Annotated in this window: 10 protein-coding genes; 4 read left to right on the top strand and 6 right to left on the bottom strand. The window is 74.4% G+C overall.

Features of this window, described 5'->3' with window-relative positions; all coding sequences use genetic code 11:
- The first annotated feature begins 81 nt into the window (after nucleotides 1-81).
- Complete coding sequence (locus ACIP63_RS28500; RefSeq protein WP_401521164.1) at nucleotides 82-1200, top strand: NADH:flavin oxidoreductase; 1119 nt, start codon at nucleotides 82-84, stop codon at nucleotides 1198-1200.
- A 22-nt stretch (nucleotides 1201-1222) separates the two neighbouring features.
- Here ACIP63_RS28500 and ACIP63_RS28495 read toward each other — a convergent pair whose 3' ends face one another.
- The gene (locus ACIP63_RS28495) at nucleotides 1223-2581 is read right to left on the bottom strand and encodes an SGNH/GDSL hydrolase family protein (RefSeq protein WP_401521161.1); all 1359 of its coding nucleotides are present in this window, start codon (nucleotides 2579-2581) and stop codon (nucleotides 1223-1225) included.
- A gap of 527 nt (nucleotides 2582-3108) precedes the next feature.
- On the opposite strand from ACIP63_RS28495, the gene ACIP63_RS28490 reads away from it, so the two are divergent.
- The gene (locus ACIP63_RS28490; RefSeq protein ID WP_401521159.1) at nucleotides 3109-4773 is read left to right on the top strand and encodes an ABC-F family ATP-binding cassette domain-containing protein; all 1665 of its coding nucleotides are present in this window, start codon (nucleotides 3109-3111) and stop codon (nucleotides 4771-4773) included.
- Nucleotides 4774-4850: 77 nt separating this feature from the next.
- Entirely contained in the window at nucleotides 4851-5546 is a 696-nt protein-coding gene (locus ACIP63_RS28485; RefSeq protein ID WP_401521156.1) for a class E sortase, read from the top strand.
- Between the two features lie 67 nt (nucleotides 5547-5613).
- On the opposite strand, the gene ACIP63_RS28480 is transcribed toward ACIP63_RS28485, so the two are convergent.
- Nucleotides 5614-8046, bottom strand: coding sequence for a glycoside hydrolase family 65 protein (locus ACIP63_RS28480; RefSeq protein WP_401521153.1), 2433 nt, complete (start codon nucleotides 8044-8046; stop codon nucleotides 5614-5616).
- Nucleotides 8046-8807, bottom strand: coding sequence for an HAD family hydrolase (locus ACIP63_RS28475; protein WP_401521150.1), 762 nt, complete (start codon nucleotides 8805-8807; stop codon nucleotides 8046-8048). The genes ACIP63_RS28480 and ACIP63_RS28475 overlap by 1 nt, the downstream gene beginning before the upstream one ends.
- A 131-nt stretch (nucleotides 8808-8938) precedes the next feature.
- Between ACIP63_RS28475 and ACIP63_RS28470 the strand changes: the two genes are divergently transcribed.
- Nucleotides 8939-9157: a hypothetical protein gene (locus tag ACIP63_RS28470; protein WP_401521147.1), complete on the top strand. Its 219-nt coding sequence runs from the start codon at nucleotides 8939-8941 to the stop codon at nucleotides 9155-9157.
- A gap of 13 nt (nucleotides 9158-9170) precedes the next feature.
- On the opposite strand, the gene ACIP63_RS28465 is transcribed toward ACIP63_RS28470, so the two are convergent.
- The 3 genes from ACIP63_RS28465 to ACIP63_RS28455 are packed head-to-tail and all read right to left on the bottom strand — an operon-like array spanning nucleotide 9171 to nucleotide 14545.
- Nucleotides 9171-10397, bottom strand: coding sequence for a ricin-type beta-trefoil lectin domain protein (locus tag ACIP63_RS28465; RefSeq protein ID WP_401521144.1), 1227 nt, complete (start codon nucleotides 10395-10397; stop codon nucleotides 9171-9173).
- Between the two features lie 60 nt (nucleotides 10398-10457).
- Complete coding sequence (locus ACIP63_RS28460) at nucleotides 10458-11690, bottom strand: RICIN domain-containing protein (protein ID WP_401521141.1); 1233 nt, start codon at nucleotides 11688-11690, stop codon at nucleotides 10458-10460.
- Complete coding sequence (locus ACIP63_RS28455; protein ID WP_401521138.1) at nucleotides 11690-14545, bottom strand: hypothetical protein; 2856 nt, start codon at nucleotides 14543-14545, stop codon at nucleotides 11690-11692. Before ACIP63_RS28455 ends, ACIP63_RS28460 begins: the two co-directional genes overlap by 1 nt.
- Between the last annotated feature and the right edge of the window lie 139 nt (nucleotides 14546-14684).

Below are 14684 nucleotides of genomic sequence, written 5' to 3'. Positions count from 1 at the left end.
GGCCCGGTCCGGGGATGCGGAGGCGGCGGTCGCCTGTTGGCGACGGGTGGACCTGCCCCCACCCTTCGAACAGGACACGCAGTGACAGACGAGACCGCCCGCCGTGCAGCAGCCGCCCTCTCCCGACCGTTCACGGTCCGCGGCCTCACCTCGCGCAACCGGATCGCCATGGCGCCCATGACCCGGGAGTTCTCCCCGAACGGCGTACCCGGCCAGGACGTGGCGGACTACTACGCCCGGCGCGCCGCCGGTGGTGTGGGCCTGATCATCACCGAGGGCACCTACGTCGACCACGCGTCCGCCGGCACGAGCGGCCGGATCCCGCTGTTCCACGGCGAGGACGCGTTCGCGGGCTGGTCGGGTGTCGTGGACTCCGTGCACCGCGAGGGCGGCGCGGTCATTCCGCAGCTGTGGCACGTGGGTGTCACGCGCGCGGAGGGCGCACCGCCGGTGGCGGAGGCGGAGCCGGTCGGCCCGTCGGGCGTGTCCCTGGAGGGCGAGCCCAAGGGGCGCGCCATGACGCAGAAGGACCTCGACGACGTCGTCACCGCGTTCGCCGACGCGGCGGCGAACGCGGAGCGCCTCGGCTTCGACGGCGTCGAACTGCACGGAGCACACGGCTACTTGATCGACCAGTTCCTCTGGGAGGGCAGCAACCGCCGCACCGACGCGTACGGCGGGGACATCGTCGCGCGCACGCGTTTCGCGGCGGAGATCGTGGCGGCGTGCCGCGCGGCCGTGTCCGACTCCTTCCCGCTCTTCTTCCGCATGTCCCAGTGGAAGATGGGCGCCTACGAGGCGAAGCTCGCCCGGACTCCCGAGGAGCTGGACACCATCCTCACGCCGCTGGCCGAGGCCGGTGTCGACGTCTTCCACGCCTCCACCCGCCGTTACTGGCTGCCGGAGTTCGACGACTCCGACCTGAACCTCGCCGGATGGGTGAAGAAGATCAGCGGCAGGCCGACGGTCACCGTCGGCTCGGTCGGCCTGGACGGTGACTTCTTCAGCGCCTTCCAGGGCAACAGCTCCTCGGTCACCGGGATCGACCAGCTGCTGGACCGGCTGGAGCGCGACGAGTTCGACATGGTCGCCGTCGGACGTGCGCTGATCGCCGACCCCGAGTGGGCCGCGAAGACCCTGCGGGGGCGTACGGAGGACATCACGGCGTTCGGGGCGGAGATGCTGAAGTCCCTGCGCTGACGGGAGGGCTGGGGCCGGGCAGTCAGCGCAGCAGGTGCAGCGGCACGGCCCCCGCCATCGCCTCGGCCCCGGCGTCGTTGGGGTGCAGGCCGTCGCCGCTGTCGTAGCGGGCGAGGAGGCGCTGCGGGTCGGACGGGTCGCGCAGCGCCTTGTCGAAGTCGACCACCCCGTCGTACGCGCCGCCGGTGCGGATCCAGCGGTTGAGGGTCTGCCGGGCGGCCTCGTTCTCCGGGCTGTAGAAGCCCAGGGTGTCGCCCTTGAAGGGCAGGACCGTGCCGCCGTACGCCTTCAGGCCCCGGTCGTGTGCGCGGGCGATGATCTGGCGGTGTGCCTCGATGAGTTCGGCCGCCGTGACCCGTTCCGACTCGGGGGCGACGGTGCCGGGATGGCCGAGGTCGTTCACACCGAGGAGCACGATCAGGTGCTCGGCGCCCGGCTGGGACGCGACGTCGCGGTCGAAGCGGCGCAGGGCGCTCTGGCCGAAGTACGCCGCGAAGTCCTCGGCGTCGGACCCGGCGGGCGGATTGGGGTCGTGCAGGAGGCGGTTGCCGCCGATGCCCACGTTGAGTACGCCCATGGTGTCCGGCCCGGCGGAGGCGCGCAGCCGGCCGGCGAGGAAGTCGGGCCAGCGGTGGTTGGCGTCGACGTCGGTGTCGGAGCCGTCGGTGATGGAGTCGCCGAGCGCGACCACCGCGGAGGAGGGCCGGCCGGTGCGCACGCTCACGCCGGTCAGGAAGTACCAGCGTTCGACGGTCGCGGTGGGCTCGATGTCGGCACGGCCGGTGACGTTCCCGGCGGCCACGTGGTTGTGCTGGAAGGCGGACGCGTGGAGCGTCGAGCCGCGGGTGGGCCCGGGCAGGTGGATGCTCACCACGAGGTCGGTCCCCGCGGGCACCCGCAGGGAGACCGGGTCGCTGACGAGCGGGGCCCCGGCGGGGACGGTCACCGAGGTGCGCCCCCCGAAGGTGAGCGGCCGGTCGGTGCGCGGGTCGATACGCGAGGAGGGCCCGCCGGCCGCCGGGCGGGCGACACGGGCCTCGCCGATCACCAGGGGCCCGCTGCCGAACTCGTTCGACAGCCGCACGCGGACCTGGTCGCCGCCGATGCTGGTGCGGACGGTCTGGCGGATCGTCTGGTTCTCGAACTCCGTGGTGTCCGAGGCCGGGGCGGTCGTGGGCCCGGCGGCCCATGTCCCGGTCCAGGACCGGGCGTTGTGTCCGGCCGGGGCGGACTCGGCGGACATGGCGGGGGCGGCCGCCGTCGCCAGGAGCAGCGCTCCGGTGAGTACGGCGCCCAGGTGGCGGGCGGCCCGTCGGGCCCGTAAGCCGGCGGGGCGGGTGGTCCGCGGGGCTGCCGGGGATCCTGCGGGGTGCGGTTTCATGGAGGCGTGTCTCCTGGGCTGGAGGGGCGGGATGCGGGCGCCCCCTTGCCCGGAGGTGCCCGGGCGGCACCTTCCGACGGGGGGCCCGGCGCAACGCCGCCTCCGCTTCCCGTGGGTCACCCCGCGGGATCGAAAAGTTTCGAACGGCTTGCGATCGGGCGAGCAGACGCTATGGACGCCCGATGCCCCGCGTCAAGAGGGCCCGCCGCGCCCGCACGGGCGTCCCCGCCGTAATTCCGGACCGCCAGGGCCGGGTCCGGTGTACAGTTTTTGAGTCCTGTCGTCTCCGATAGAGGTGGACGTTGCGCATCTGAGGTCCGCGATCATCGCGCGGTACGGCCCCTGCCGTAGCCCGTCACGCCTTGTCGGCCTTATGCCGCCGCGTGACCCACCGCGTGGATGCGACCTCGGTGCAGGATCCGTCCCCCGTATGCCCGGAGGACCGCACCCCTTCCTCTCCCGGCCGGTCGCCGCGTGGTGCTCGCACACGAAGCCCCTGTTCACACGCTTGCGACTGCGAGGACCACATGTCCCACCCCCCTACGCCCGCCGTCTCCCTCAGCTGCTCCGCCCTGTCCTTCCGCTGGGCGGACGGCACGGAGCTGTTCGACGGGCTGTCCCTGAGCGTCCCCCGGGGCCGCACCGGCCTCGTCGGGACCAACGGCTCCGGGAAGTCCACCCTGCTGCGGCTGCTGGCGGGCCGGCTGAAGCCCTCCGCCGGCTCGGTGACCGTCGGCGGGCACCTCGCCTACCTGCCGCAGAACCTCACGCTCGACACGGACCTCCGCGTCGAGGACGCGCTCGGCATCACCGAGCGGCGTACGGCGCTGCGCGCGATCGAGGCCGGCGACGTCGCCGACCAGCACTTCGAGACCGTCGGCGACGACTGGGACGTCGAGGAGCGGGCCCTGGCGACGCTGGGCTCCCTCGGCCTCGGCGACATCGGTCTCGACCGCACCGTCGGACAGCTGTCCGGCGGCGAGACCGTGCTGCTCCGGCTGGCCGCGCTCCTGCTGGAACGCCCGGACGTCCTGCTGCTCGACGAGCCGACCAACAACCTCGACGTGTTCGCGCGGCGCCGGCTGTACGACGCCGTCGAGTCCTGGCGCTCCGGGGTGCTCCTCGTGGTCAGCCACGACCGTGACCTGCTCGAACGCGTGGACCGGATCGCCGATCTGCGGGCCGGTGCGGTGAGTTGGTACGGCGGCGGCTGGTCCGCCTACGAGGAGGCGCTGGCCACCCAGCAGGAGGCGGCCGGGCGCATGGTGCGGGCCGCCGAGTCCGACGTACGCCGGCAGAAGCGCGAGCTGGAGGAGGCGCAGATCAAGGTCGCCCGCCGCCAGCGGCACAACAAGAAGATGGACGCCCAGCGGCGCGCGCCCCGGATCGTCGCGGGCGCGCACAAGAGGTCCTCCCAGGAGGCGGCCGGCAAGCTCCACGGACTGCACGAGGACCGTCTCCAGGAGGCGCGGGAGCGGCTCGACACGGCGTCGGAGGCTGTCCGGGAGGACGCCGAGATCCGGGTGCGGCTGCCGCACACCGCCGTCCCGGCGGGCCGCACGGTCCTGAGCGCGCGGGGGCTGCGTCCCCGCTTCGGCGCCCTGCGTGACGGGGAGCTCCATGTCCGGGGGCCGGAACGCATCGCGCTCATCGGGCGGAACGGGGCGGGCAAGACGACGTTGCTGCGCACCCTCACCGGGGAGCTGGCGCCTGAGGCCGGCGAGGCCAGGGCGCATGTGCCGCTGCGCTTCCTCCCGCAGCGGCTCGACGTGCTGGACGACGGGCTGAGCGTGGCGGCGAACGTGGCCCGCGCGGCGCCCGGGACCACCGACAACGAGATCCGCTCCCAGCTCGCCCGCTTCCTGTTCAAGGGGGCACGCGCCGAGCAGCCGGCGGGCACCCTCTCCGGGGGCGAGCGCTTCCGCGCGGCCCTCGCGGCGACGATGCTCGCCACACCCGCCCCGCAGCTGCTGATGCTGGACGAGCCGACCAACAATCTGGACCTGGCGAGCGTGCGTCAGCTGACGAGCGCCCTGGAGTCGTACGAGGGCGCGCTGATGATCGCGGGCCACGATCTGGCGTTCCTGGATTCCGTCGGAATCACCCGCTGGCTGCTCGTGGGCGAGGAGCTCACCGAGCTGAGCGCCGAGGAGGTGCGCGAGCTGCTCGGCGCGCCCGACGCGATCGGGTGACCGGTGGTGTACTGGAAGGGCGGGCCGCGCTCCCGGGCCCGCCCCAGGCACCAGCGGCTACTGATCCGGATCACGTCATGCACCGTCCTCAAGGATGCCGATTCCGAGGCGTTTCCCGGGCCCTCGCGGGCGCGGCCGTCGCCCTGGTGGCGGCCGGAGGACCGGCGGTGGCCGCCGCCGGTCCTCCCCCGGCCGCACCGGTGGCGGCGCCGGCCGTCGCGGGCCCGTCCGCCGGGGCCCCGGCCGACCGGACCGACCCGCGTACGGCGACCGCCGAGCTCACCGTCCCGGCGATCGGCCTGACGGAGCTGCGCGTGGTCCCGTACGAGGGGACGACGGACGACGGCCCCGGGACCCGTGTCCAGGACCGCGGTGCGGCCGCCAGCCCGTACGGCGAGGACGGCGGCGTCGGGCCCGGCGAGACCGGGAACTACCTCGTGACCGCCCACCGGCTCTCCGCCGGGGGCCCGTTCCGCGATCTGCCGTCGCTGGAGAAGGGGGACGAGGTCCTGGTCACGGAGGGCTCCACGGTGTACGAGTACCGGATCACGGAGACCAGGGAGACGTCCTTCCGGTCCGAGCGCTCCCTGGCCGAACAGCGGGCCGAGGTGCCGGGTGAACCGGGTGAGAAGCCGACCCGGGCGATGATCACGCTGTCCACCTGCGCGACCCCGGAGGACGACGCGGCCGGGAACTTCTGGCGCGACGCCCACCACAATCCGGAGCACCGCATCGACAAGATCGGCGTCCTGGTCTCCTCCCGGCCCGCGTGAACGCGTGAACGCGTGAACCGGGGGCCGGCCCGCGTGAACCGGGTCCCGGCCCGCGTGGACCGGGCCTTCACCAGCCGCCGGGCATGTCCTCGGGCAGCTCCAGCCACCGCGCCGTGCCCGGCTCGATGATGGAGGAGCTGCCGTCCACCCTCACCCGGACCGCCGGCCGTTCCGAGTCCGGTACGGCGATCCTGAGGCGCTCGGCACGGATGCGCAGGTCCACGTCCCAGTGTTGGCGGAAGCGGAGCCGGATGCGGAACTTGGAGAGCTGGGGCAGCGTGGCCGGTGCGAGCCACAGGGCGTCCTCGCGGGTGTCCAGGCCCGTCATGCCGCGCTGGACGAAGTCGAGGGTGCCGGCCATCGCGCCCAGGTGGATGCCCTCCTCCGTCGTGCCGCCCTGGATGTCGGCCACGTCGCCGATCAGCGCCTCCTCGCAGTAGGCCCAGGCGTCGTCGCGGTGGACGCGTGCGAGCACCCAGGCGTGGACGAGGGAACTGAGCGTGGAGCCGTGGCTCGTACGGCCCACGTAGTAGTCGACGGTGGCCCGCCAGGTCTCGTCGTCGAGTGCGTGGCCGAGCCGGCCGAACAGCTCGACCAGTTCCTTGGGTGAGAAGAGGTAGCCGAGCATCAGCACGTCGGCCTGCTTGGACGCCTGGTAGCGGTTGACGGTGTCGCCCTCGGCCTCCAGGATCCGGTCGAGCCGCCGGATCTCCCCGTACCGCTGCCGGTAGCCGTCCCAGTCCAGCTCCTCCAGGTCGCCGTAGCCGGCGAACTGGCTGATGACACCCCGGTGGTGGGGCACGTACAGCCGCCGGGAGATGTCGTCCCAGCGGTCCAGCTCCGACGGGTCGAGACGGATCAGTTCGAGGAGCTGCCGGCACCGGCTCCGGGGCAGCGTGCGACAGAGCTCACCGGCCCGGGCCAGCACCCAGGCCGCCGTCACGTTCGTGTACGTGTTGTCGTCGAGCCCCGCGGCGTCGGAATCCGGGTAGGCGTCGTGGTACTCGTCGGGGCCGACGACTCCCCGGATGCGGTACCTCGCGAGGGCGTCGTCCCACTCGGCGCTGTCCGCCCAGAAGCGGGCGATCTGCATCAGCATCTCGGCGCCCTTGGAGTAGAGGTACTCCGTGTCGCCGGTGGCCTGGCAGTACTGCCACACGTTGTACGCCACCGCCGAGCCGACATGGTGCTGCAACCGGGAACGGTCGGGCAGCCAGCGTCCCGAGCGGGGGTTGAGGTGGACCTCCTGGGTCTCCTCGCGCCCCTCGTCGGCGCTCTGCCACGGGTACATGGCCCCCGCCCTGCCCACCGCGCGCGCGGCGGCGCAGGCCGCGGGGAGCCGCCGGTGGCGGTAGTCGAGCAATCCCCGGGAAACCTCCGGGAGATGGAGGTTCAGGAAGGGCAGGACGAAGAGCTCGTCCCAGAAGACGTGGCCCCGGTACGCCTCGCCGTGCAGCCCCCTGGCCGGCACCCCGACGTCGAGCTCGGCGGTGTGCGGGGACAGGGTCTGGAGCACGTGGAAGAGGTGCAGCCGCAGGATGTGCCCGGGCTCGCCCGGCACCTCCAGCTTGACCTGCTGCCACAGGTCCGCCCAGGCCCGGCGGTGCGAGGCCCGCAGCCGGACGTACGCCGGGGCGTCGCCCACCGCGGACACGGCGGCCCGCAGCGGGCTGCCGATGGCCGGGTCGCGGGAGGTGTAGAGGCCGACCGTCTTGTCGACGACGGCTCCGGAGTCCGGGGCGAGCGGGAGGAGCAGCGTCTGGTGGACCGCGCGGGGCTGCTGCTCCGGTTCGGTCCGGTGGTCGCCGTTACGTTCCGGGCCGCACGAGGCCACCGTGCGGGCGGCCAGGGCGATGCCGATGTCCGACTCCACCGTGCGGCAGCGCAGCCACACCATGGAACCGGGCTCCGTGCCGGTCTCCCAGCCGGTGAGGTGGCGGTCGGCCAGGGCGCGGTAGCGCGCGACGCCGTTGTTGCGGATGTCCCCGTCGATCCCGGCTTCCACCTGCAGCTCGCCCGACCAGCCCTCCGCGGTGAACTCCGTGTGCAGCGCGGCGAGATGGGGGTTGCCCATGTGCACCAGGCGCTCCTGCTCCACCGTCAGCCTGCGGCCGGCGCCGTCCTCGTACACCGAGCGGCGGGTCAGCGTCCCGCCGCGCAGGTCGAGCGCCTGACGGTGGTCGACGAGGTGGGCGTGGTCGGGGGTCAGCCACGGGCCGGGGCGGGAGCCGGCGGGGCGTATGCGGTAGCGCAGCGGCAGCCAGTTGGGGAGGTTGACCATGTCCTCGTTCTCGACCTGCCGCCCCTGGACGGAGGAGGTCAGCCGGTTGTAGCAGCCCGCGACGTACGTACCCGGGTAGTGCGACTCGCCCGCCGGGCTCTCGGGGGCGGCGCCCCGGGTGGCGAAGTAGCCGTTGCCGAGGGTGCACAGCGCTTCGCGCAGGCGCTCCTTCTCCGGCTCGTACCCCTCGTACGCCCAGGTCCAGCCGCGCGCCGCCATCAGTCCTCCCCGTTGATCAGCAGGTCTCCCGGATCGGCCACCACGAGGTCCGCGCCGTGACGGCGCAGGCCGGCGGCCCCCTCCGGGCTGTCCGTCCTGTCGACCCCGACGACGAGCCCGAAGCCGCCGCGCCGGCCCGCCTCCACCCCGGCCAGGGCGTCCTCCACGACGGCGGTGTCCCCAGGCGGGACGCCCAGGCGCCGTGCCGTCTCGGTGAACAGGGCGGGGTCGGGTTTGCCGGGCAGTCCGAGGCGGCGCGCCTCGTTGCCGTCGACGACCGCCGTGAACAGGTCCAGCAGACCGGCCCCGGCCAGCAGCTCGGTCGCGTGCCGGGACGCGGACGCGGCGGCGAAGGGCACCCGCGCTTCGCGCAGCACGTGCAGGAGACGGACCGTGCCCGGCCAGACCTCGACCGGACGGTCACGCAGGCGCAGGGTGAACGCCTCGTCCTTGCGCGCGGCGACGGCCCGTACGGTCCCGGTGCCCGGGGGGTCGTCGGGGCCGCCTTCCGGGAGGTCGAGGCCCCTGGACGCGAGGAACGCGGCGGCACCGTCCATGCGCGCCTTGCCGTCGACGTAGCGGCGGTAGTCGTCCTCCTCGTCGAAGGGCCGCTGGCCCTCGTGGGTGGCCAGGCAGGCGTCGAACGCCTTCTTCCAGGCTGCGGCGTGCGCCGGAGCGGAGTCGGTGATCACACCGTCCGTGTCGAAGACGACGGCGTGCACGGAGAGCAGGACTGCGGCCGGTGACGCTGCACGTGCCATGCCCGGTGGTCCCTTCGTCGAGACGTCCCCGTTCCATGGCACCAGGTTCCGGGCCGGACCGCTCCTCGTGGCCGGTTTGGCAAAAAGTCGGAAAAGTTTCTTCGTGCCCTTTTCGGGGCTACCGTAAAAGCATGGCCAGAACCGAGCGTCAGACCGACCGGCAGGCGGACTACGTGTGTCCGGCCTGCAAGCAGCCCGTCGAGACCGTCCTGGCTCGGCACAAGACCCTCGGCATCTTCGTCCCGCACTGGGGAGCCGGGCCGTGTCACAACCCCGAGTGCCACAGCTACGAGGCGAAGTCCGAGGACGCGTCCCACACCGCCCGGGGGCTGGGGCACGTCGGGCGGTGAGGGGCGCCCCGGCTCAGGACCAGGTCTGGTTCGGAGCGCCCGAGCAGGGGAAGAGCACCGCCGGGGTGCCGTTGGCCGTGGCCGCCTGATAGATGTCCACGCACTTGCCCGCGATCCCGGCGACCAGGTCCTGCGTGGAGTTGAGCGTGAACTGCTGGGCCGGGTTGCCACTGCAGTACGCCACCTGGATCGCCGTGAGGTCCTCCGTCGAGGCCCAGGCGACGTCCATGCACATGTTCAGGGCGCGTACGGTGCCGTCGGACCTGAAGTCCCAGCGCTGGGAGGCTGATCCGTCGCAGGTCCACAGCTTGAGTTGGGTGCCGTCCTTGCCGGAGCCCGCGCTCAGGCATTTGCCCGACTGGGCGCTGACCAGGGGGCGCCCGGGGTAGCGCGGCGCCGCCTTCTCGGTGGCCGCCGCGGTCGCGGCCTTCCGCGTGGCGGCGGGCTTCTTCTTCTTCTCCGTCGTGGGCTCGGTGGACGCCGCGGGCGGCTCCGGGGGCTTCGGGGCCGCCTTCGGCTTCTTGGTGGCGGCTTCCACCGAGGGGGAGGCCGTGGGGGAGGCGGAGGGGGACTCGGCGGTGAAGGCACCGGGCAGGCCGGAGGGGTCGTCGTGGAGCACGGTGCCTGTCGTGGCCGAGGTGACGAGACCGGCGGCCGCGTCGTCCCGGCCGCCGTCCGAGGCCAGCGCGAAGGGCAGGGCGACCAGGAGGGAGCCGACGATCGCGGCGGCGGCCAGCAGCGGCTTCTTCGGGCGCCCCGCGTACGCCCCGTCCGCACCGGCGTCGGGTGCGTCGGGTGCGGGCGCCGTTGCCGCGGCGCCCGGAGACCCGCCGACTGCCGCGGCTCCGGCCTCGCCCGTGGCCGGGGGGCCACCCGTGACCGTCGCCTCGCCCGTGACCGGACGGGAGCCGACCGTCGTGGTCCCGGCCGTCGTCGGCTCCCCGCCGACCGTCGTGGTCCCGACCGTCGTGGAATCGGCCGTCGTGGCCTCGCCTGTCGCCGTGGCCTCGCCTGTCGTCGTGGCCGTCCCGGCTTCCGGTTCCGTGCTCCTTCCCCCGTGCGGGGTGGCGGGTGCGCCGGGCCCCTCGGGGAGGGCGGCGGGGACACGCCGGGAACCGGCCGGGGCCAGGGCGCCGCTGGGCACACCGGTGCCCGCCGGGAGCGCGACCGCCTGGCGGACGGCGGGCGGACCGGCCGCGGCAGCGGGCCCGGGGCCTTCGGGAGCCCGGGGAGCGGGCATCGGATCAACCTCCGTGGGGTGAGGGAACGCGGGCGGGGACGGGGGCGGCCCGGTGCGGGGTCACGCGAACGACCACGCGTGGTCGTCCTGGGCGGAGCAGGTGAACACGGTCAGATGAGCGCCGCGGCCGCCGGAACCTCCCAGGCCGGAGACGTCCAGACAGAGGCTGGAGCTCTTGTGGTTGCGGATCCAGAAGGAACTGTCGGCCCGCTTGTCCAGGAACCACATCTGGTTGTCACCCGCGCCGGGGTTGCAGTGCCATTCGAAGACGCCGGTACGGGAAGGCCGGGCCCCGTAGTCCGGCAGGTCGAGGCAGTAGTCGTCCTTGGCGTTGCGGACCGTGAACAGGTCGGCGCCGCCGGGGCCCGCGCCCTTCTGGTTGACCACCAGGTCCCAGAGCTGGTTGTCGCGGCTGGACCCGTCGCAGGTGAACTGTTCGACCTTGCCGTTGAGCTTCCCCTTCCCGTAGTCGGGCACATCGGCGCAGAGCCCGGTCATCCGGTTCTTGATCAGGACGCCCGTCACCGTCGAGAACTGCGCCGCCGTGGGCAGCGCGCCCCCGGCCCGGACGGCCGCCCGGCGCACGGCGGCCTTGGACGGGGCAGGCTTCGCGGCGGTCTTCGCCTCCGTCCGCTTCCGCGTACCGCTCGTCGTGCCCTTCCCGCTGTCCTGCGTGACCGGCGCCGACGGCGACGGCCCGGCGGGCTCCTTGGGCGTGCTGCTGGGGGAAGGTGTCGCGGAGGGCGAGGCGGGCACGTAACTCCCCGCCGTGCGGCCGGTCCGCCCCTTGTCGAGCGGCATCACGTCGGACGAGACCGACGCGGCGGCGGGCCGGGTCCGGGTGTCGTCGTCGCTCATCCCCATGAAGAGGAGGGGTACGCCTATGAGGAGGCTTCCCCCGATGGCGGCGGCGGCCAGCAGCGGCTTGTTGGGCCGGGGGGACGGGGGTTCACCGGTGGCCGCCGTCGCCGCGGGCGGCTCCGTCATGCCGCCGGCCCCCGCCGCCACCGCGGCCGTGTGGTCCGGTTCGGCGGAGGGGCCGGCCGTCGAGGCACCGGCGTCGGCGGCGGAGCCTGAACCGGCCTCCGGTTCGGACACGGTGGCGGGGGTGCGGGTGGCGGTGCCCACGGTCTCGGCGCGCCCTTCCGCCTCTCCACCCGGCTCCTCGCCCGCCGCCCGGCCGGCCGCGGGGGTACGAGGAGTGAGGGCGGGGCCCACGGCGGTGCCGGAGACCTGGGGCAGAGCGGTGGCGCGGCGCACCTCAGGGCGCGTGGCGCCTTCTTCACGGGCCATCAGTCACTCTTTCCGTTGCTGTGGGGGAGACCGACCGGTCCGGAGCAGCGGTCGGGCCAGGGACCCGGGGCCGTTGCCGCGGGGCCGCCGCCGAGCGCGGCGTCCAGCCGTGCGAGCGCGGCGTTGTCCTGGTCGTCGAGCGGTGCCCCGCCGGAGGCGGACGCCGGTGGGATTCCAGGGAGTTCACGCAGAAGGATCAGAGGGGAGGCGGGGGATCCGCTGTCCGCGCGGACGTCCAGGACCCGGAAGACCGTCCCCGGCGGGAACACCACTTCGTCGGCCCGGACGTCGTCCGCGGATCCGTCGAACAGCTGCCGCACCCGGCGCCCGGTGACCGACGGGACCAGGTAGCGTGCGCCGCCGGGCATCGGCCGGTCGCCGTCGGCCGGCAGGGCGCTGACCGGACCGGCATCCCTCAGCAGGCTCCCCGCCGCCGGGGTCTCCCCCGGGCCGGCGCCCCGCACGACGGCTCCCCGGAACGCGGGCAGACGGCGCAGCCCCGACGCCACGCAGGCGGCGTAGGGCAGAAGCTCTCCGTCGCCCGTTCCGAGGGCGTGGTGCAGTGCGGCGTGGCCCAACGGCCCTTCCGGGCCCAGGAGATAGAGCCGCAGGGCGATCAGGTCGGCCCGGGCAGCCTCCTGCTCCCGCCCGCGCAGCGCGGGCATGCGGGTGAGCATGCGGGCCACGGCGGCCCCGTGACGCTCCCACTCGCCGGCCGCGAGCTCCCGGAACGCCGTTCGCTCCTCCTCCGTACTGCTGTACCCGGGGAGGAACGGCGCCGGGGCGAAGGCCTCGGCGCCCCGAAGCGCGCCGCTCGCCGTCGGAGGCGCCGGTACGGGGTCGGGGTCCGAGGAGGTCGCGATCACCCTGGCGGGCGCGGTGGGCGGCTCGGCGGGCCCGGGCTCCGGAGGTACGGGAGCGGGGGCGGGGGCCGCGGGGGCTGTGGACTCGCCCGGGGGCACGGTCGAGCCCGAAGCCCCCGCGGCGCCGGACGCTCGCGCGGGGCCAGGCTCCCCAGGGCCGGGAGCTGTCCCGGTGGCCGCCGAGCCGAGTTCCTCCGCCGCGGCGGCAGGCGTCGGCGCGGGAGCGGGCGAGGCGGGCGCCGGGGAGCCGGACACCGGGGCCGGCTCGGGGCCGGAGTCCGGCTCCAGGAGCTGGGCCAGAGGGATGCGCGGACCGGCTCCACGCGGACGCGCGGCCGGAGCGAGCGCACGCGCGGGCAGCGGCCCGGAGGCCGAAGCGGAAGCGGAGGCAGAGGCAGCCGCGGAGCCCGGAGCTACCGCGGAAGCGGAAGCTGACGCCGGACCCGGCGCAGAGGCCCGGGCAGGCGCAGAGGTACGAGCCGGCGCAGAGGCCCGGGCAGGCGTGGAGCCGGACGTGAGGCCCCGGGCCGGCCGGGCTCCCTGGGTCGCCGTGGAGCCGGCGGGCGAGGCCGGCGCCGGTACGGCCGGCGCCGTGGAACGGACCGCACGCCCCGCCCCCGGCACGGGGAGCGACCCGAAGCGGAGGCTCCGCAGGTGATGCCGCCCGGCCAGACCCCGCAGTGCCTGACCGCCGTCCACACAGGTGCCGTGCACCATGAGCCGGGCACGGCCGCAGACATCCGGCCCCAGCGCGTCGAGCAGCCGGGACAGCTCCGGCCAGAGCGACGCGTCCAGAGGCTCTCCGGCTCTCCCCACCTCGATCACCGGGCCGTCGGCGGCCACCGGGCGTCCGGCGACCGGCACCGGGTCGCCGTCCGGCCCGCTGATCCACAGCCCCGCCCGCGTCACGGCGGCCTGCCAGCGGTCGGAGAGCGGCAGCACCCCCTGCTCCCCCCGCCCTCGGCCCGGCACCGGCGAGCTCCAGCGCAGCAGCCGCGGGTCCTCCCCGGGGGGACACACGACCGCGTCCACGTACGGATGCCAGCGGGGGACCCCGTCGGCGTCGGCGATCGTGGCCCGTACGGCGTACCGGTCCGTCAGGCCGCCCGTGGGCAGCAGCGGCAGCCCGGTGTGGACGACGACGTCGTGGCCGAGGGACCCGGCCAGGGAGCGGCCGACCTCCAGCACGTCGCTCCGCCCCCCGGGGGCGATCCGGACCCGGGACCGCGCGGAGGCAGGCAGCGAGGCGACGGCCTCCGCCACATCGGCGGGCAGGACGTCCTCCCCGTCCGGGACGCCGACCAGGACCAGCGGTCCGCTCCGGTCCACGGGTATCGCGTAACAGAGGTCCCCGAGGCGCGGAGCGAGCGCGTCCTTCGGCCGTACGAGCAGTCCCGCGGGTATCTGCTCGACCACGCACCCGCCCGCGGTGCTCTCCACCCGGACCGGGGGCCCTGGCTGCCAGTCGGGGACGGGCTGACGAGGACCGAGCGCGACGGGCTCCTCACCCGGCGCGAAGCGCCACCAGCCGCACACCGTACGGGAGTCGGGGCGCACCCCCGGGACGAAGAGGCCGCCGCCCGGTACGACGAGGACGACGGCGTCGGGTGCGATGACCTCCAGCCCCCAGGCCTCCGCGATGCGGCGCGCCGGTGCCTCACGGCCCGGCCTGTCGTCCCCTGCACCGGACATGACCAGCCTGACGGACGTGACGTCCTCGTCGCGGAGGGAGTCCAGCAGGGCGGCGAGGCGCGGCCACAGGGCGTCCGCCGTCTCCTCCTCGGCCCCGGTCACCACGGTAACCGTGCCGTCGTCCGACGCCAGGGAACGAGCCAGGTCGCCGATGTCGGCGGTGGTGAGCGAGTCGTCCGTGGCCGACCTGAGCAGCACGATCCCGTCGTACTCCTCCACGGCGAACACGGCGGTGCCGGCTGCCTCCGGGGTGCGGCCGTGACCGGTCTGCCTCTTCCGCTTCAGGGACCATCGGCTCACAGCCCGGCTCCGGGATCGGTCATACGGTCCTCACGTGTCTACGCCTCGGCAACCACACCCGCCCCACATCACCCAAGTAGGCCCAACTGGTGGCAGAAAACGGGCAGTTACTTCATGAAGACTGGGTGAACATACGACA

The sequence above is a fragment of the Streptomyces sp. NPDC088746 genome (genome assembly GCF_044751065.1).
Taxonomy (GTDB): Bacteria; Actinomycetota; Actinomycetes; order Streptomycetales; family Streptomycetaceae; genus Streptomyces.
This window is presented reverse-complemented; position numbering and strand designations above follow the sequence as displayed.